At 60.6% G+C, this 19,481-nt stretch carries 13 protein-coding genes and 1 pseudogene; 8 read left to right on the top strand and 6 right to left on the bottom strand.

What is annotated here, in order from left to right:
• Positions 1-151: 151 nt before the first annotated feature.
• From mexE to VQ575_RS12145, 6 genes are all read left to right on the top strand, one after another.
• Positions 152-1,405: a multidrug efflux RND transporter periplasmic adaptor subunit MexE gene (mexE, locus tag VQ575_RS12170; protein ID WP_045155901.1), complete on the top strand. Its 1,254-nt coding sequence runs from the start codon at positions 152-154 to the stop codon at positions 1,403-1,405.
• A gap of 15 nt (positions 1,406-1,420) precedes the next feature.
• Positions 1,421-4,600 carry an efflux RND transporter permease subunit gene (locus tag VQ575_RS12165; RefSeq protein ID WP_045155900.1) on the top strand — a complete coding sequence of 1,060 codons (3,180 nt, stop codon included), beginning with the start codon at positions 1,421-1,423 and terminating at the stop codon, positions 4,598-4,600.
• Positions 4,597-6,021, top strand: coding sequence for an efflux transporter outer membrane subunit (locus VQ575_RS12160; RefSeq protein ID WP_045155899.1), 1,425 nt, complete (start codon positions 4,597-4,599; stop codon positions 6,019-6,021). The genes VQ575_RS12165 and VQ575_RS12160 overlap by 4 nt, the downstream gene beginning before the upstream one ends.
• A 196-nt stretch (positions 6,022-6,217) precedes the next feature.
• A complete protein-coding gene (locus VQ575_RS12155) occupies positions 6,218-7,273 on the top strand; it encodes a tetratricopeptide repeat protein (RefSeq protein WP_045155898.1) in 1,056 nt (351 codons plus the stop codon).
• 152 nt (positions 7,274-7,425) lie between these two features.
• Positions 7,426-8,928 carry an ATPase domain-containing protein gene (locus VQ575_RS12150; RefSeq protein ID WP_039590908.1) on the top strand — a complete coding sequence of 501 codons (1,503 nt, stop codon included), beginning with the start codon at positions 7,426-7,428 and terminating at the stop codon, positions 8,926-8,928.
• Positions 8,925-10,595, top strand: coding sequence for a response regulator (locus VQ575_RS12145; protein WP_325919750.1), 1,671 nt, complete (start codon positions 8,925-8,927; stop codon positions 10,593-10,595). The genes VQ575_RS12150 and VQ575_RS12145 overlap by 4 nt, the downstream gene beginning before the upstream one ends.
• Positions 10,596-10,656: 61 nt before the next feature.
• Here VQ575_RS12145 and VQ575_RS12140 read toward each other — a convergent pair.
• The 6 genes and pseudogenes from VQ575_RS12140 to VQ575_RS12115 form a co-directional block, all read right to left on the bottom strand.
• Positions 10,657-10,740 (bottom strand): annotated as a pseudogene (locus VQ575_RS12140) (nucleoid-structuring protein H-NS); the annotation flags it as partial.
• Between the two features lie 199 nt (positions 10,741-10,939).
• A complete protein-coding gene (locus tag VQ575_RS12135; RefSeq protein WP_030142671.1) occupies positions 10,940-11,317 on the bottom strand; it encodes a response regulator in 378 nt (125 codons plus the stop codon).
• The gene (locus VQ575_RS12130; RefSeq protein WP_039590912.1) at positions 11,310-12,575 is read right to left on the bottom strand and encodes a hybrid sensor histidine kinase/response regulator; all 1,266 of its coding nucleotides are present in this window, start codon (positions 12,573-12,575) and stop codon (positions 11,310-11,312) included. Before VQ575_RS12130 ends, VQ575_RS12135 begins: the two co-directional genes overlap by 8 nt.
• Positions 12,576-12,580: 5 nt before the next feature.
• Complete coding sequence (locus VQ575_RS12125) at positions 12,581-13,168, bottom strand: chemotaxis protein CheB (protein WP_039590914.1); 588 nt, start codon at positions 13,166-13,168, stop codon at positions 12,581-12,583.
• Positions 13,165-13,980: a CheR family methyltransferase gene (locus VQ575_RS12120; RefSeq protein ID WP_039590916.1), complete on the bottom strand. Its 816-nt coding sequence runs from the start codon at positions 13,978-13,980 to the stop codon at positions 13,165-13,167. Before VQ575_RS12120 ends, VQ575_RS12125 begins: the two co-directional genes overlap by 4 nt.
• On the bottom strand, positions 13,980-17,459 hold the full coding sequence (locus tag VQ575_RS12115; protein ID WP_198723171.1) for a response regulator: 3,480 nt from the start codon (positions 17,457-17,459) through the stop codon (positions 13,980-13,982). Before VQ575_RS12115 ends, VQ575_RS12120 begins: the two co-directional genes overlap by 1 nt.
• Before the next feature lie 259 nt (positions 17,460-17,718).
• Here VQ575_RS12115 and VQ575_RS12110 point away from each other — a divergent pair, with 259 nt between their 5' ends.
• Both VQ575_RS12110 and VQ575_RS12105 read left to right on the top strand, forming a co-directional pair.
• The gene (locus VQ575_RS12110) at positions 17,719-18,090 is read left to right on the top strand and encodes a response regulator (protein WP_080942525.1); all 372 of its coding nucleotides are present in this window, start codon (positions 17,719-17,721) and stop codon (positions 18,088-18,090) included.
• 75 nt (positions 18,091-18,165) lie between these two features.
• Complete coding sequence (locus tag VQ575_RS12105; RefSeq protein ID WP_325919748.1) at positions 18,166-19,455, top strand: glycosyltransferase; 1,290 nt, start codon at positions 18,166-18,168, stop codon at positions 19,453-19,455.
• Positions 19,456-19,481: the final 26 nt, after the last annotated feature.

Raw genomic sequence — 19,481 nt, 5'->3', positions numbered from 1 at the left:
GATAGCCAACTAACGGAGCCCCCCGCGATAGAGGCCCCGTCGATGCCTTATATCATTCCGAATGATAGTTACCTTTGTTTCATTCGATTCGTTCCTCTGCGCCTCCACACGCATCATCCGCCCATCTCAATACACTTGGCGGATGCTATCCATGGAACATTCACTTTCTAAATTGCGCTTTCCCCTCGCACTGTTGGCAGTGCTGGTGATCAGCGCTTGCGGCAAGACCCCCGACACGGCAGCTTCCATGCCGGCGGCCAAAGTCAGCGTGGCCAAGGTACTGGAGCAACCCGTCAACGAATGGGATGAATTCACTGGGCGCCTGGAGGCGCCGGAAACCGTCGAGATCCGACCGCGGGTCTCGGGGCAGATCGATGAAGTCGCCTTCACCGAAGGTGCACTGGTCAAGAAAGGCGACCTGCTGTTCCAGATCGACCCCCGCCCCTTCCAGGCCGAAGTGCGTCGCCTCGAAGCGCAACTGGCCCAGGCCCGCGCCACCGCGACCCGCAGCGAGAACGAGGCCCAGCGTGGTGAACGCCTGCGCCTGAGCAACGCGATTTCCGCTGAATTGGCGGACTCGCGCACCACCGCTGCCCAGGAAGCCCGCGCCGCCGTGGCGGGCATCCAAGCGCAGTTGGACCTGGCCAAGTTGAACCTGAGCTTTACCCGAGTCACCTCGCCCATCAACGGTCGTGTCAGCCGGGCGGAAATCACCGCCGGCAACCTGGTGACCGCCGATGTCACGCCGTTGACCAGCGTGGTGTCCACCGACAAGGTCTACGCCTACTTCGATGCCGACGAACGCGTCTTCCTCAAGTACACCCAACTCGCCCGCCAGGGCCAGCGCGGCCAGGCCACGCCCGTGTACATGGGCCTGTCCAACGAAGACGGCAACCCCCACCTGGGCCAGATGAACTTCGTCGACAACCAGGTCAACCCGCAGACCGGCACCATCCGTGGTCGTGCGGTGTTCGACAACAAGGACGGCGCCTTCACGCCAGGTCTCTATGCCCGACTGAAGCTGGTGGGCAGCGGCACCTACTCCGCCGTGTTGATCAACGACGAAGCCGTGGGCACCGACCTGGGCAAGAAATTCGTCCTGGTGATGGACGCCGAGAACAAGCCTGCGTACCGCGCCGTCGAGCTGGGTCCGAAGATCGAAGGCCTGCGCATCGTGCGCAACGGCTTGAGCAAGGACGACACCATCATCGTCAAAGGGCTGCAACGGGCCCGTCCGGGTTCGCCGGTTACGCCTGAAACCGTGCCGATGGCCAGCGAGCAAACCCTCGCCGCCCTGGCACAACAACGTAAAGCGCTCGAAGCCAGCAACCTGCCCCAAGTCGCGCCCTCCAAGGCAGCGTCCGGATCGGCAGGCAAACTGGCCTCTGCGTCCCCACGCGGCTAAGGGACTGTACTCAAGATGAAATTCTCCCAGTTCTTCATTTCGCGACCGATCTTCGCAGCGGTGCTCTCGCTGTTGATCCTGATCGCCGGCGCCATCTCGCTGTTCCAGCTGCCGATCAGCGAATACCCGGAAGTCGTGCCTCCGACCGTGGTCGTGCGGGCCAACTTCCCGGGCGCCAACCCCAAGGTCATCGGCGAAACCGTGGCCGCGCCCCTGGAACAAGCCATCACCGGCGTCGAGAACATGCTGTACATGTCCTCGCAGTCCACCGCTGACGGCAAGATCACCCTGACCATCACCTTCGCCCTCGGCACCGACCTGGATAACGCCCAGGTGCAAGTGCAGAACCGCGTCACCCGGACCGAGCCCAAGCTGCCGGAAGAAGTGACCCGGATCGGCATCACGGTGGACAAGGCATCGCCCGACCTGACCATGGTCGTGCACTTGACCTCGCCGGACAAACGCTACGACATGCTCTACCTGTCCAACTACGCCTTGCTCAATATCAAGGACGAATTGGCACGCCTGGGTGGCGTGGGTGACGTACAACTGTTCGGCATGGGCGACTACTCCCTGCGGGTCTGGCTGGATCCGAACAAGACCGCCTCGCGCAACCTGACCGCCACCGACGTGGTCACGGCGATCCGTGAACAGAACCGCCAGGTCGCTGCCGGTGCCCTGGGTGCGCCACCGGCGCCGAATGCCCAGGCTTTCCAGCTGTCGATCAACACCCAGGGTCGCCTGGTCAATGAAGAAGAATTCGAGAACATCATCATTCGTTCCGGCGCCAACGGCGAGATCACTCGCCTGAAGGACATTGCCCGGGTCGAACTGGGCTCCAGCCAGTACGCCTTGCGTTCGCTGCTGGACAACCAGCCGGCGGTGGCGATCCCGATCTTCCAGCGTCCGGGTTCCAACGCCATCCAGATCTCCAACGACGTTCGCGAGAAGATGGAGGAGTTGAAGAAAGGCTTCCCGGCCGGGATGGACTACAGCATCGTCTATGACCCGACCATCTTCGTCCGCGGCTCCATCGAGGCGGTGGTGCACACCCTGTTCGAAGCGCTGATCCTCGTCGTGCTGGTAGTGATCCTGTTCCTGCAGACCTGGCGCGCCTCGATCATTCCGCTGGTGGCGGTGCCGGTGTCGCTGATCGGTACGTTCGCGGTCATGCACCTGTTCGGATTCTCCCTCAACGCACTGTCGCTGTTTGGGCTGGTACTGGCGATCGGTATCGTGGTGGACGACGCCATCGTGGTGGTGGAGAACGTCGAGCGAAACATCGAGCTTGGGCTCACCCCCGTGGAGGCGACCAAGCGTGCCATGGGCGAAGTAACCGGCCCGATCATCGCCACCGCCCTGGTGCTGTGCGCGGTCTTCGTTCCGGCAGCGTTCATCAGTGGCTTGACCGGCCAGTTCTATAAACAGTTCGCCCTGACCATTGCCATCTCCACGGTGATCTCGGCAATTAACTCCCTGACCCTGTCGCCGGCCCTGGCCGCCGTATTGCTCAAGGGACATGACGCGCCCAAGGACCGTTTCTCCAAGTTCCTGGACAAGATTTTCGGTGGCTGGCTGTTCCGTCCGTTCAACCGCTTCTTCGAACGTGCCAGCCACGGTTATGTGGGGACCGTCGCTCGGGTGATCCGCAGCAGCGGTATTGCCCTGGTTGTCTACGCAGGCTTGATGGTGTTGACTTTCTTCGGTTTCTCCAACACGCCGACCGGCTTCGTGCCCGGCCAGGACAAGCAGTACCTGGTGGCCTTTGCCCAATTGCCGGATGCCGCGAGCCTGGATCGCACCGAAGACGTGATCAAGCGCATGTCCGACCTGGCCCTCAAGCAGCCAGGCGTCGAAAGCGCCGTGGCCTTCCCGGGCCTGTCGATCAACGGTTTTACCAACAGCCCGAACGCCGGCATCGTGTTCGTGACGCTCAAGCCCTTTGACGAGCGCAAGGACCCGAGCATGTCGGCCGGCGCCATCGCCGGTGCCTTGAACGGCCAGTACTCGGAAATCCAGGAAGCCTACATGGCGATCTTCCCGCCGCCGCCGGTACAGGGCCTGGGCACGATCGGTGGTTTCCGCCTGCAAATCGAAGACCGGGGCAACCTGGGCTACGACGAGCTGTACAAAGAAACCATGAACATCATCACCAAGAGCCACAGCGTGCCGGAACTGGCCGGCCTGTTCACCAGCTACACCGTGAACGTGCCCCAGGTCGATGCCGCCATCGACCGTGAAAAAGCCAAGACCCACGGCGTGGCCGTCAGCGACATCTTCGACACCCTGCAGATCTACCTGGGTTCGCTGTATGCCAACGACTTCAACCGCTTTGGCCGCACCTACCAGGTCAACGTCCAGGCCGAGCAGCAGTTCCGCCTCGAATCGGACCAGATCGGCCAGCTCAAGGTGCGCAACAACCGTGGCGAGATGATCCCGCTGGCGACCTTCATCAAGGTCAGCGACACCTCGGGACCTGACCGCGTGATGCACTACAACGGCTTCATCACTGCCGAAATCAATGGTGCCGCCGCCCCGGGCTACAGCTCCGGCCAGGCCGAGAAAGCCATCGAGAAACTGCTCCAGGACGAATTGCCCAACGGCATGACCTACGAGTGGACCGACCTGACGTACCAGCAGATCCTCTCCGGCAACACCGCGCTGTTCGTGTTCCCGCTCTGCGTATTGCTGGCGTTCCTGGTGCTCGCCGCGCAATACGAAAGCTGGAGCCTGCCATTGGCGGTAATCCTGATCGTACCGATGACCCTGCTGTCGGCCATTACCGGGGTGATTCTGTCCGGTGGCGACAACAACATCTTTACCCAAATCGGCTTGATCGTACTTGTAGGACTTGCCTGTAAGAACGCGATCCTGATCGTCGAGTTCGCCAAGGACAAACAGCTCGAGGGCATGAATCCGCTGGCGGCGGTCCTGGAAGCGTGCCGCCTGCGTCTGCGGCCGATCCTGATGACCTCCTTCGCTTTCATCATGGGCGTGGTGCCCCTGGTGTTCTCCAGCGGCGCCGGTGCGGAAATGCGCCATGCCATGGGTGTGGCGGTGTTCTCGGGGATGCTTGGCGTAACCTTCTTCGGCCTGCTGCTCACTCCGGTGTTCTATGTACTGATCCGCAACTTCGTCGAGCGTAGCGAGGCCCGCAAGGCGGCCCGGGCGTTGAAACTGGAGGCGCAACAATGAGTTTGAAAGCGTTCGTACCGAGCCTGCTGGTCCTCGCGCTGAGCGCCTGCGCGGTAGGCCCGGACTACAAGGCACCGCAAACGGAGGCGGCGAACATTACCACCGCCACCGACGGCGCCGCCGGCCAGAAGAACTTTGACCGCGCCCGCTTCGAGGGCGTCTGGTGGCAGCAGTTCGACGATCCGACCCTCAACGCGCTGGTGACCCGCTCCCTGGAAGGCAACCGCGAGTTGCGCGTGGCCTTTGCCCGCCTGCGGGCCGCCCGGGCGATTCGCGACGATGCCAGCAATGACGCCATGCCGACCATTACCAGCCGCGCCAGCAGCGAACTGGGCAAAGGCCAGAATCCGATGGGGCAGACTGACGACCGGATCAATTCCGAGCGTTACGACCTGGGCCTGGACATGGCCTGGGAGCTGGACCTGTTCGGACGCATCCAGCGCAACCTGGAAGCGACCGATGCCGACCAGCAGGCCGCCGAGGCCGATCTCTACCAACTGCAGGTGACGATGATCGCCGAGCTGGTGGACGCCTATGGCCAACTGCGCGGCGCACAGCTGCGGGAGAAAATTGCGCTGGCGAACCTCGACAACCAGCAGGCGTCCCGCAAGATCACCGAAAGCCTGCGCGACGCCGGCGTAGGCGATCAGCTTGACGTGGTGCGTGCCGATGCCCGCCTGGCCGCGGTGGAGGCCAGCGTGCCGCAACTGCAGGCCGAACAGGCCCGCCAACGCAACCGCATCGCAACGTTGCTGGGCGAACGGCCGGACAAGCTGACCGTAGACTTGAGTCCTAAACAGTTGCCAGCCATTGCCAAGGCCCTGCCAATAGGCGATCCAGGGCAACTGCTGCAACGCCGTCCCGACATCCTCAGCGCCGAGCGTCAACTGGCCGCTGCCACGGCGCGCATCGGCGTGGCCAAGGCCGACCTTTTCCCTCGGGTCAGTCTCAGCGGTTTCCTCGGCTTCACTGCCGGGCGCGGCTCGCAGATCGGCTCTTCGGCGGCCAACGCCTGGGCGCTGGGCCCGAGCATTACCTGGGCCGCTTTTGACTTGGGCAGCGTGCGGGCTCGCTTGCGTGGCGCGAACGCCGAAGCGGATGGCGCCCTGGCCAACTATGAGCAACAAGTGCTGCTGGCCTTGGAAGAATCGGAAAACGCCTTCAGCGACTACGGCAAGCGCCAGCAACGCCTGATCTCGCTGATCCGCCAGAGCGAATCGAGCCGCGCGGCCGCCGACCTGGCCGAGATCCGCTACCGCGAAGGCACCGAGGATTTCCTTGTGCTGCTCGACGCCCAGCGTGAACGCCTGGCCGCCGAAGACAGCCAGGCCCAGGCCGAAGTCGACCTGTATCGCGGCATCGTCGCGATCTACAAGGCCCTGGGTGGCGGCTGGCAGCCGGAAACCGTCGCCAGCAACTGACCCCCTTCCCAACCGAGCTCCTTTGGTTGGCCGCAACCAACCAATTGTTTGCCCCGCGTCTCATTCGGACGCGGGGCTTTTTTATTTGTCGAGCGGGGTTCGTTGCGGGGTCGATCCATAATTCACAGGGTTTGACTCGGGCCGCCGCCTGACCGAAGCTTGCGACATTTCGCGCTACTGGTTATGGATTACCTGCATGTCTTCGTCTCGCCGCTACCTGCTTCTCAGTCTTGCCGTTGTGTTGGCGATCGGCATCGTCGCGATGTGGTTGCGCAACGCCACACCGCAGGTTCCCGAGGCCATCAAGCGCGGATACAGCGAAGCATTGGAGAACGCTCGCAACGGCCAGCCAGGCGCGGCGCGAATGCTTTACCAGCAACTGGCACGTCCGGACCTCTCTGCGAAGCGCCGCATATGGCTACACGCCGAACTGCCCAACTATCCCAGCCCCCAAGCCTTGAAACTGGCGCAGGCGGATCTGCACAGCGAATCGCCGGCCGTGCGTCGTGCCGCCATCGGTAGCATCGTCGGGCTGGTGCCGAACGCCCAGCGCAGCCTGCTGCTCGGCCCGCTCTTGGATGACAACGAGCCGGACGTCCGCTTCGCCGCCGTGAATGCACTGCTGGGTCTGTCGCCAGATGAACTGGGCCTGTATTTCGGCGCGATGCAGATTGCCGTCGATACTTGGAAGCAAGTGCTGAACGACGGCCCACCCACGCCCGAATCGCTCTATCAGCTCGCCCGCCTGCATGTGCATGACGCCGAGCTGAAAAAAGCCCAGCAGGCGCTGGAACAGACCCTGCAGCTGCAACCGGACAACCTGCCGGCACTGGTGATGCAGATCGATGTGCTGGACAAACAAGGCCAGGGAGAAGCCGCACGCCAATTGCTCGCCCGGCAGTTGCAAGCGCAGCCGGCATCGGCTTATCTGCAACATGCATTGGGCATGTGGCTGTTGCAGCACGGGCAAAGTGAATATGCGGTGCTAGGCTTGGCGAAAGCCGTGGAGCTGGAACCTGATAATCGCCAATACCGCTACGACCTGGCAACCACGCTGCATGCTGAGCAGGAGGTGGAAGCGGCGCAGAAACAGCTGCAGGAAATTGTCCAGCGCTATCCCGCCGACCGCAACGCTCGGGTCCTGCTGATCAACTATTGGAAGGAAACCGGTCAGTTGCAACATGTCCAGGTATTGTTGGCTCAACTGGAACAACTGAACCCCGACGACCCGGCGATACAGCAAGGTTTATAGACCGATCTGTGAGGGCAAGAAGTTGTGCAGCAGTACGCGTTTTGTCAAAGGAAGCGGAACCGCCATCACTGCCAAAGGTCAAGTATTCAGGCAGTTCATTTCTGGCACGAACCCGCCAGCTGCCCACTTCCCTAGTCATGAGAGGGTTATTTTTGACTACATCTAACGAGTTGATCAGCGCAAAAGCCGCCACCGGTATCGAAGGGCTGGACGACATCCTTTCCGGTGGTTTGTCCCGAGGCCATGTGTTCCTCCTGGAGGGAGAACCGGGCACTGGCAAAACCACGGTCGCGTTGCACTTCCTGCTAGCCGGTGCCGAGGCCGGCGAGCGCTCGTTGTACATCACGCTATCGGAGACCGAGCGTGAATTGCGCCAGGGCGCAGCGTCCCACGGGTGGACCATGGATGAAAACATCCACATCTTCGAGTTGACCCCGCCCGAGAGCCTGCTCAACGCCGAGCATCAGCAAAGCCTGCTGTATTCCTCGGACCTGGAGCTGGGCGAAGCGACCCGGCAGATCTTCGAAGTGGTCGAGCGATTCAAGCCGACCCGCGTCGTGCTGGACAGTCTTTCCGAGATCCGCCTCCTGGCGCAAAGCTCCCTGCGCTATCGCCGGCAGATCCTGGCGATCAAGCACTATTTCGTACGCTACGACGCCACGGTCCTGCTCCTGGATGACTTGACCACCGAATCCCTGGACAAGACGGTGCACAGCGTGGCCCACGGCGTGGTCCGCCTCGAAGAATTGACTCCGTCTTACGGTGCCGAGCGGCGACGGTTGCGCGTGGTCAAGTACCGCGGGCAGAAGTACCGTGGTGGCTACCACGATTTCACGATCATGGGCGACGGCGTGCATGTCTTCCCTCGCCTGGTGGCCGCCGAGCACCGTGGACAGTACGTGCGCCAGCAATTGTCCAGCGGCATCCAGGAAATGGACGCCCTGCTCGGCGGCGGTATCGAGACCGGCTCCAGCACGCTGATCCTTGGTCCGGCCGGTACCGGCAAGTCGTTGATCTCCCTTATCTTCGCGGCAGCAGCTGTACAGCGCGGCGAAAAAGCCGCCCTGTTCATTTTCGATGAAGAGCTGGGTTTGCTGTTCGAGCGCATGAAGCACATCGGCATCGATCTGCTGGAGCTGCAGAAGACCGGCAACCTGCTGATCGAACAGGTCGATGCCGCCGAGCTGTCCCCCGGCGAGTTCTCCCACCGGGTACGCCGTTGCGTCAACGAAGGCGACATCAAGACGGTGGTGATCGACAGCATCAACGGCTACCAGGCCGCCATGCCTGAGGAAAACGCCCTGGTCTTGCACATGCATGAGCTTTTGCTCTACCTCAATCGCAAAGGCGCAGCGACGTTCATGACTGTCGCGCAACACGGCCTCGTGGGTGATATGCAGGCGCCGGTGGACATCACCTACCTGGCCGATACCGTTATCCTGCTGCGTTATTTCGAGGCGCTGGGGAAGGTTCGCCGCGCGATTTCCATTATCAAGAAGCGCACCGGCAGCCATGAATCCACCATCCGCGAATACCGTATCAACAAGCGGGGCATGACCATCGGCGAGCCCCTGGAAGCGTTCCAAGGCGTATTGCGCGGAGTGCCAACGTATATGGGAGCGGGTCACCCGTTGCTTGAGGATGAAGCCCAGTGACGTCGGCCGAGCCACTGTCCGAGCGGGCGCTGATTCTCGCGCCGCTGGGACGGGATAGCCAGATTGCCCTGATGATTCTCAACGAAGCCGGCTTCCATGGCCTCGTATGCAGTCATCTGGGCCATTTGTGCGAAGAGTTGGTGCACGGGGCGGGCATGCTGGTGATTTCCTCGGAAGCCCTGGTAGGTCCGGAGCTGGAGAACCTGCTCCAGCACATAGAGCAGCAGCCGGCTTGGTCCGACCTGCCCATTGTCCTGCTGACGCATCACGGAGGACCGGAGCACAATCCAGTCGCGCGCATTGGCGCGCAACTGGGCAACGTGACCTTCCTTGAGCGGCCGTTCCATCCGGTCACGCTCGTCAGCCTGGTGACCACTGCACTGCGCGGACGCCGAAGGCAATACGAAGCCCGGGACCGCCTGATCGACCTCAGCAACAGCGAGCTGCGCCTGCAAAACACCCTCGAAACCCTTGAACAGCAGGTCGAGGAGCGTACCGCCCAGTTGCGCCACAATGAGGAGGCCCTGCGCCAATCGCAGAAAATGGAAGCGGTTGGACAGCTCACCGGTGGCATCGCCCATGATTTCAACAACATGCTCACCGGCATCATCGGCAGTCTTGAACTGCTACGTCGACGCCTGGCGCGGGGCCGCACCGAAGACCTCGATAGCCTGATCGACCTGGGCGTGACCTCGGCCAATCGCGCCGCGGGCCTGACCCACAGGCTCCTGGCGTTCTCCCGTCGCCAGTCCCTGGACTCGAAGGCCGTGCAGATGAACACCTTGGTGCTGTCGATGGGCGAATTGCTGCAACGTAGCCTCAACGAAAGCATCGCCCTGGAAATGCGCCTGGACGAACAGCTCTGGATCGCCGAAGCCGACCCCAACCAACTGGAAAGCGCCCTGCTCAACCTGGTCCTCAATGCCCGCGATGCCATGCCCGACGGCGGGAAGCTGGTGGTAAAGACTTTCAACAAGTACCTGGATACCGGTTTTACCGACGCCTACACGAATCTCGAACCCGGCGACTATGTGGTATTGAGCGTACAGGACACAGGGTACGGCATGCCGGAAGCGGTGATGAGTCGCGCATTCGATCCCTTCTTCACCACCAAGCCCATCGGCCAGGGCACCGGCCTGGGGCTTTCGATGATCTACGGATTCAGCAAGCAGTCGCGCGGACACGTGACCATCGACAGCGAGGTCGGCAAAGGCACCACCGTGAACCTTTACCTGCCGCGCTTCATTGGCGAAGAAATACACGAACCCCAGGTCGTCGTTCCACAAGCGCCTTATGCGCAAGATGGCGAAACCGTGCTCATCGTCGAAGATGATCCGGCGGTGCGTGTCCTGGTCAGCGCGGTGCTGGGCGAACTGGGCTACGCCTTCGTCGAAGCCGGCGACGCCAATGGCGCGATGCCGATCCTGCAATCAAGCCAACGTATCGACCTGTTGATCAGCGACGTAGGGCTACCTGGCATGAACGGCCGACAACTGGCTGAAATCGGCCGGCAAATCCGGCCCGACCTCAAGGTGCTCTTCATCACTGGTTACGCTGAACACGCGGCAGTGCGCGGTGGTTTCCTCGACCCGGGCATGCAGATGATTACCAAGCCGTTTACATTTGATTTGTTGACGGCGAAGGTGCGGGAGATGATCAAGGTCTGAGGCGTGGCACTGCTTTTGATCTTGATCTTGATCTTGATCTTGACCTTGACCTTGACCTTGACGCCCCGTTAACCACGATGGCTGAACGCAGGCCTTGCGCAGTGGGCACCTCGGCATGGATGCCGAGGTAGCCGCGCTGGGCCATGGATGGCCCTTCGCGGCGGCCCACTGAGCAAGGCCGGAGTGAGGGCACACCGAGCCTCGGCGAGGTGCCGAATGGTGGGGCAAAGCCTTTTTGGTTACTTTTTTGGCGCCTGAAAAAAGTGACCCGCTGTAAGAGCGGAACCATAAGCAGCCGTTACCGCAGAAACGGATATGTACTCAACCAGCCATTACAGCAGAGACTACGACAACATCCCCTGCATAATCCCCTGCAACACATCCAAATCAAACGGCTTATCCAAAATCGGCGCCTTGCGAGTAATGGGGCTATCCGTCTCACGCACTTCCTGGGCATAACCACTGATGAAAATAACCTTCAGATCCGGACGCAACCTCACCGCCGGCTCGGCGATCTGCACACCGGAGATGCCACCGGGCAGGCGGAAGTCGGTAATCATCATGTCCAGATGAGGCTTGCTCGCCAGGATCTCGAACGCCTGCTCACCGTTTTCGGCCTGCAAGACCCGATACCCCTCGCCTGACAGATAAGCCGACAGCACCATCAGGATCGAAGGATCATCCTCGACGATCAATACAACGTCTTGCGCATCTTCACTCATGAGAAGCCTTTGTTGGATCAATAGCTGCTGATACGACCTTGGGGTCGCTCAGAGGTTGCGTCCGTTCGCCAGTTTTCTGAAAAGGCAGACAAACGCGGAACAACGCCCCTTCGTTGAGGCGACTATTGACCGTGATGATACCGCCATGGGCAGTGACGATCTGCTCGGAGATGAACAATCCCAGACCCAGGCCGGCGGCGGCGGCCTTGGACGACACCCGTTCAAATTGCTGGAAGATGCGCTTCTGGTTCTCTTCGCTGATACCGATACCGTGGTCCTGGACTTCGACACAGGCATGCTCGGGCGTCTGGTAGACCCGCACCTCGATCGGACTCTTGCTGCCATAGCGCAACGCATTGGTCAGCAGGTTGGAAACCACCTGTTCGATGCGAAACTCATCCCAGTGCCCTTCCACCAAAGGCTCGGCGATGCACGTCACGGTGCATTCGGCGGCGGCGATCTGCGGCTGGAAGTTGTGCAGCAGATTTTGCACCAGTGCCGTCAGATTGAAACGGGTCGGACGGATCGACAACTTGCCGGTGCGGATCCGCGACACATCGAGCATGTCCTCGATCAAGCGGATCAGGCTTTTGATCTGGCGCTCGTCGCGCTCGACCATCGCCTTCACCTTGTCCAGGGTGAACGCCGCGGCGTTATCCCGTGCCAGGTGCATCTTGCGCAACTGCGTTTCCAGGATCAGGCCGTTGAGTGGCGTGCGGACCTCGTGGGCGACGATCGACATGAAGTCATCGCGCATGCGCACGGCCTGCTCCAGCTCCCCGCGAGTGGCTTGCAACTGCTGGAGCAACTGCTCCTGCTCCCGACGGCTCTGCTCAAGGGCATTGACTTGCTCCTTCATCGCCTTGCGCTGGCGATAAAGTTCGACGAACACATTGACCTTGCTTTTGACCGCATGGGTGTCCAACGGCTTGTGCAGGAAATCCACCGCGCCGTTTTCGTAGCCGGTGAAGGCGTAGTTGCGTTCGCGGCCGGCGGCGCTGACAAAAATGATCGGGATGCTGCGCGTCTTTTCCGTGCTGCGCATCAACTCGGCCAGTTCAAAACCGTTCATCCCCGGCATCTGCACATCGATGATCGCCAGGGCAAAGTCATGTTGCAGAAGCAGCGACAGCGCTTCGTCCGCCGACAAGGCCTTGAACACCTCGCGGTCGTCGCGCTGGATCAGCGCTTCCAGGGCCAATAGATTCTCAGGCAGATCGTCGACGATCAGCAGTTTGGCTTGAATATCTCTTGGCATTTAGTTCATTCCAGCCCGGCCAGCAATTGGCCGATGCCCTGCAAAGTTAGGATATGGTCGGGCTCGTGCAAGCCAAGCGCCGCTTCAGGCATGGTGGCAACCTGTGCCTCTGTCGGGTCCTGGACGACCGTGATGCCGCCCAGCGCCTTGACCCTGGCCAAGCCCTTGGCCCCGTCGCTGTTGGCACCCGTCAGCACCACCGCCAGCAAACGCGGGCCATAGACATCGGCGGCCGATTCGAACAGCACGTCAATCGACGGCCGAGAATGGTGAACCGGCTCTTCGAGGCTCAGCGACAGGCTACGGTCAGCCTCGACCGAGAGGTGATAACCAGGCGTCGCAACGTACAAGGTGCCCGGACAGATGTCTTGCTTGTCGCGCGCTTCTTCAACGGGTATCGCGAGACGGTGGCGCAACACCTGAGCCAACTGGCTGTTGCGCTCGTCGGGCAAATGCAACACCACCAGGACAGGCAGGCGAAAACCTTTGCGCAACGGCGTGAAAATCTTGAGCAATGCTTCGACGCCACCGGCGGACGCACCGACGACGACTGCCTCGATCAACTGGCTGGATCTGTCCGTCATTGGATTCATAACTTGCGATAGATCCGTTCCTGTTTGACCAAGGGTTCGAACTGCGCACTAAAGGCTGAAAAATCCAGGGTCTCCTTGCTCCCCAGCACCAGGAACCCGCGGTGGCAGAGGGACTCATGAAACAACCCGAAAGCGCGATCTTGCAGCTTTTTATTGAAATATATCAATACGTTACGACAGGAAATTAATTGAGTTTCTGAAAACACGCTGTCGGTTGCAAGGCTATGGTCGGCGAAGGTCACGTTCTTGCACAGCGTCTTGTCGAACATGGCGTAATCGTAGGCGGCCGTATAGTAGTCGGCAAACGAACGCTTACCTCCGGCAAGCTGGTAATTCTGGGTGTAGGCCCGGACGTTTTCCAGGGAAAAGATGCCCTGCTTGGCTTTTTCCAGGGACCGCGGATTGATGTCCGTGGCGTAGATGAACGTGCGATCCAGCAGTCCTTCTTCCCGCAGCAGGATCGCCATGGAGTAGACCTCTTCCCCGGTGCTGCAACCGGCGATCCAGATCTTGATCGACGGGTAGGTCTTGAGCAGCGGCACCACTTCCTCGCGAATGGCCAGGAAGTGCGCAGGGTCGCGAAACATCTCGCTGACCGGGATCGTCAGCAACTGCAACAACTGCATGAACGCGCCTGGGTCATGCAACACCCGTTCTTGCAGGGCCGATATGGTCTTGCACTCGAACTGGCTCAGCGCATGCAGCACCCGGCGCTTGATGGAAGCGCCGGAGTAATCGCGGAAGTCGTAGCTGTACTTCAGGTAGATCGCTTCGATCAACAAACGAAGTTCAATGTCTGTGTTTCGTTCCACTAAATTCTTTCCATATTTGGCAACCACACGCGAATCAGTGAAAACAGGCGATCCAGGTCAATCGGCTTGGCCAGGTAATCGTTGGAGCCCGCCGCCAGGCAACGCTCCTGATCATCCTTCATGGCCTTGGCGGTAACGGCGATGATTGGCAATTTGCGCCAGCGAGGATCCTTGCGGATCAGCGTGGTGGCTTCGAAGCCATCCATCTCGGGCATCATCACGTCCATCAGCACCAGGTCGATGTCTTCGACCTCGTTCAAGCGTTCAATCGCCTCATAACCATTGCGCCCGATAACGACGATCGCTCCTTTGGCCTCCAGGGCGCTGGTCAGGGCGAAGATATTGCGCACATCGTCGTCCACCACCAGTACCTTGCGGCCTTCGAAAACCTTGTCGCGACTTCGGGCAGTCTGAAGCATGCGCTGTCGTTCATGGGACAACCGCGATTCGACTTTGTGCAGAAAGAGTGTGACTTCATCCAACAAACGTTCCGGAGAGCGAGCCCCCTTGATGATGATCGAGCGTGAATACTTGCGCAGCTCGGCTTCTTCGTCGCGCGTCAGGTTTCGCCCGGTATAGACGATCACCGGCGGGAATGAACAGATCTCTTCGCTGGACATGCGCTTGAGCAAGTCATTGCCCAGCATGTCCGGTAGCTTGAGATCGATGATCATGCAGTCGTAGACGTTGTCGCGCAGCAGATCCAAGGCTTGCTGTGCCAGGCCGACGGCGGTGATCTCGATGTCGTCGTCGCCGATCAGGCGGGTAATGCTGTCGCGCTGCAAGTCATCGTCTTCAACCAACAGCACCCGCTTGACCTTTTGGGTCAGCTTGGCCTCCAGTCGCGCGAACACGTCCTTGAGTTCGTCCCGGGTGGTCGGCTTGACCGCGTAACCAATGGCGCCCATGTGCATGGCCGCTTCGACGCGGTCTTCGACGGAAATGACGTGCACCGGAATATGGCGGGTCTGGGCTTGTTCCTTGAGCCGTTGCAGGACGGTCAGCCCGGAGTGATCCGGCAGGCGCATGTCCAGCAGGATTGCATCAGGGCTCAGTTGCAAGGCCAGGTCAAAGCCTTCGTCGGCGCCGTGGGCCACCAGGCACTGGTAGCCCAGTTCATGGGCGAGGTCGAACAGGATACGGGCGAACTTGGGTTCGTCCTCGATGACGAGGATGCAACGGGAATCGAACGGCGCCTTGTCCCGGTCGTCAGGGAATTGCGGGAGTGGCGCGTCTACCTCGGCCACCAGCGGCGCCGGCGCGGGCGCACGGCTCGGTGCCGGGACGGTTGCGGTAGGAGTGAATGTCACCGGTTCAATGGGGTTCTCCCCTGGCTCGACGTAGCGCTCCGGCAAGACCAGCGTGAAGACACTGCCCTGTCCTGGCGCGCTGGATACCGAAATCGAACCCCCCAGCAACGTTGCCAGGTCCCGGGAAATCGACAGTCCCAGCCCAGTGCCGCCGTAACGGCGGTTGGTGGTGCCATCTGCCTGGCGGAACGCCTCGAAAATACTCTGTTGTTGATCGGCGGCGATGCCGATCCCCGAATCACGCACCATGAAGGCGATGCCCGAACCCGGCTGGCCGGTCACGGACAGCTCGACGGAGCCGTGTTCGGTGAACTTCACGGCATTGGACAACAGGTTCTTGAGTATCTGTTCCAGACGCTGGCGATCGGTGTACAACATCGCCGGCGCATCAGGCAGCAGCTGCACTTCAAACGCCAGGCCCTTTTCAGCCGTCAGCGGCCTGAACACGTCCTGGAGCCCATCCACCAGGCGCGCCACGCTGGTGTTTTCCGGACGCACTTCCAGCTTGCCGGCCTCGACCTTGGAAATGTCCAGGATGTCGTTGATCAGGTTCAGCAGATCATTGCCGGCAGAGTAGATCGACTCGGCAAACTTGACCTGTTCGTCGCTGAGGTTGTTATGCGGGTTCTCCGCCAGCAATTTCGACAGGATCAGCGAGCTGTTGAGCGGCGTGCGCAGTTCATGGGACATATTGGCGAGGAACTCGGACTTGTACTTGCTCGAGCGCTGCAATTCTTCGGCGCGTTCCTGCAGTTGGATCTGGGCCAGGTTCAGCTCGCTGTTCTTCTGGTCCATGGCGTCGCGCTGCTCGGCCAATTGCTCGTTGGTCTGCTCCAGTTCCTGTTGCTGGGCTTCCAGGTGCGCCTGGGACTCCTTGAGGATGCGCGACTGTTCCTCCAACTCTTCATTCGCGGTCTTGAGCTCTTCCTGCTGCACTTGCAGCTCTTCGTTCAATTGCTGGGTCTCGGCCAATACCTCTTGCAGGCGCTGGCGATAGCGAGCCGCCTCGATGGACGTACCGATGTTGCCGGCTACCAACTCCAACAGTTCGATGTCGCGCTCGGTCAATGGCCTCAGGAAGCCCAGCTCAACGACACCGTTGATGCGATCATCGTCACGGGTCGGCACCACCAGCACACAGTTGGGCAGCCCCTGGCCGAGCCCCGAGCTGACCTTGAGGTAATCGCCCGGCACATCGTCCAGCCGGATAAGACGCCCTTGCCGCACGGCTTGGCCGACGATGCCCTCGCCGTCGATGATGACCTGCTGGAGTTCGTCATCTTCCCTGGACATGCCATAGGTGGCGATGCGTCGCAGGGTGCCGTTTTCTTCTCGTGCGTAAAGGGCGGCGACCACAGTGCCCAGGTACTGCGCGCAGAACTGCAGGATGTTGCGCCCAAGGAGGTTCAGGGTCAGTTGGCCCAGGACCTGTTCGGCCAACTGGGTCTGGCCATTGCGCAACCAAGCCTGCTTCTCCAGGTGCAACGCGCTCTGCTGCTGGACTTTCAGGCTGGCGCTGTAGTTGCCGGACAGCGTCAGGAGGTCCCGACGGCCAACATAGGCCAGTAATCCACTGACAGCCGCAACGAACAGCAAATACAGGGCGATGCTCCAGATCGTGGTAGTGCGTACCTGCTCGTTGCGCTCGGCACGCAGTTGCTGTTCGGTCTCGACGACATCTTCGAAAGACTTGCGTATCTCGTCGGTCAGCCGCTTGCCGCGCCCGGCCTTGACTGCTCCGCGGTAATCGCCGCTGCTGCGTTGCAGATCGATCATGCCTTGGGCGTAGTTGGTCCATTCCACCTGCAGCGCCTGGATCCGGTGCAGACGGTCGGTCTGTACCGGATTGTCGGCTGTCAATTCCAACAATGTGTCGAGCGCGACTGCGATCCGCGGCTTGGCGACCTCATAGGGGTCGAGGAAGTGCTCGTCGCCGCTCAACAGGTAACCGCGCATGCCTGTTTCCAGGTCGACGCTCAGCTTCAGCGCTTCATTGGCGTTATTGATCACCCGATCGGTGTGCCCGACCCATTGGATCACCGAAAGCAAGTACGTGATCAGCGCGATGAAGAACACCGCGCTGAGAGCACCGATGCCAAGAGGAAGGCTGATGTTACGGCTTAGGAGCTTGCGAAAACTTTGTTCGTCAACCGAAGACGAAGGAGTCATGGAAGAAGGCCTTGGTGAGCAGTTGAAAATCATGGAGTTTGCCCAAAATCACGGGCTGGATCCACATTTCTGACGATTCAAGGACGCAAATCCCAAAGGGTGCTGTACCTCGGTTTTAAGGATGCGACTATCCTTGTCAGCTCTTGTACTATAGATCCTTTCTTGTACAGCTTCGGGAACTTGTGCCACCTCTCGACTTACTCATGCATTAAGGCCGTTTTTATCGCCCCTCCCGATTCCATCTTTCGAGAAGTCCATTATGTCCGTCCCCACACCTGTCACCTCCCCCACCATTCTGGTCGTCGAAGACGACACCATCGTGCGCATGTTGATCGTCGATGTGCTGGAGGAATTGGAGTACACGGTGTTGGAGGCGGACGGTTGTGGCCAGGCATTGGAGTTTTTGCGCAACGACAAGCTGCCCATTGCCCTGATGATGACGGACGTGGGCCTGCCGATCATGGACGGACGGGAACTGGCCAAGCAGGCTCGAATCGAGCGGCCGCAACTGCCGGTGCTGTTTGCCAGCGGTTATGCCGAAAGCATCGATGTACCTGAAGGCATGTCGGTGATCGGCAAGCCCTTCTCCATCGATCAGTTGCGGGACAAGGTCAAAAAGATTCTTTCTTGAGCCCAGGCGCATTCTTGGTCACTATCGGCGCCCCGCGCGCCGCCCGCGCCTGAAACGCTCCAAGGATCGCCCGCCATGCCCCATCCCGCCACCAAAGTCCTGGTTATCGGCTATGTCTGGCCCGAGCCACGTTCATCGGCGGCCGGCGGGCATGTCATGCAGCTCCTGGAGGCCTTTCTCGGACAAGGCTGGGACATCACCTTCAGCAGCCCCGCCAAGCCCGGCGAAAACCGCGCCGACCTGGTCGGCCTGGGCATCCGTGAAGTACCGATCGAACTCAATAACAGCAGTTTCGACGCATTCATAGCTGAACTGGCGCCAGATATCGTCCTGTTCGACCAATTCATGATGGAAGAACAGTTTGGCTGGCGCGTCGAGAAACATTGCCCCGATGCACTGCGCGTGCTGGAAACCTCGGACTTGCAAAGCCTGCGTCATGCGCGGCACCAGCGACTCAAAGATCGCTTGAAGGCCGATGAAGCCTCCCAGGACTTCAGTGACTTGTTCGCGCCGGCCCTGCGCGAGGAATTCGAGCTGATGGCCGACACTGACCTGGCCAGGCGGGAAATTGCCGCCCTGTTCCGTTGCGACCTGAACCTGATGGTGTCGGAATTCGAAATCGAGCTGTTGGTGGAACACTTCAAGGTGCCCCGCGAGCTGTTGCTCTGGTGTCCGTTGATGCTGGACCTGCCCATTGAACCGTTCGCCACCTACGAAGCCCGGGCGAATTTCCTCAGCATCGGCAACTTTCGTCACGCACCGAACTGGGACGCCGTGCTCTGGATGAAAAATGCGGTATGGCCGCTGATTCGCCAACGACTGCCCGGTGCGCAGTTGCACCTCTACGGCGCCTACACTCCGCCGAAGGCGGCGGCGCTGCACAATCCGAACCAAGGATTTCATATCATGAACTGGGCCGAGGACGCCTTGCAGGTCATGTCCGCGGCACGCATCTGCCTGGCGCCACTGCGTTTCGGTGCCGGCATCAAGGGCAAGCTGATCGAAGCCATGCTCTGCGGTACGCCCAGTATCACCACGCCCGTGGGCGCCGAAGCCATGCACGGCGGCATGCCCTGGCCCGGCGTGATCGCCCAGAGCGCCGAAGACATCGCCGCAGCCGCCGTGCAGTTGTATTGCGACCCGGCGCGCTGGACCCATGCCCAGCAGGCCGGATTGGCCTTGCTCAATGAACGTTTCCGCAGGCAGGTCCACGGTCCGGCCTTGATTGACAGTCTCAATGCGTGCCGTGCCGATCTGCCACGACGCCGCCGGGATAACTTCACCGGCAGCATGCTGCGCCACCACCAGCACAAGAGTACCCAGTACATGTCCCAATGGATCGAAGAAAAGAACCGCAACAGCTGAGTCCCTCATTGTTCCCGGGGCTGGAA

The organism is Pseudomonas frederiksbergensis, assembly GCF_035751725.1.
In the GTDB taxonomy this organism is placed as follows: Bacteria; Pseudomonadota; Gammaproteobacteria; order Pseudomonadales; family Pseudomonadaceae; genus Aquipseudomonas; species Aquipseudomonas frederiksbergensis_A.
This window is presented reverse-complemented; position numbering and strand designations above follow the sequence as displayed.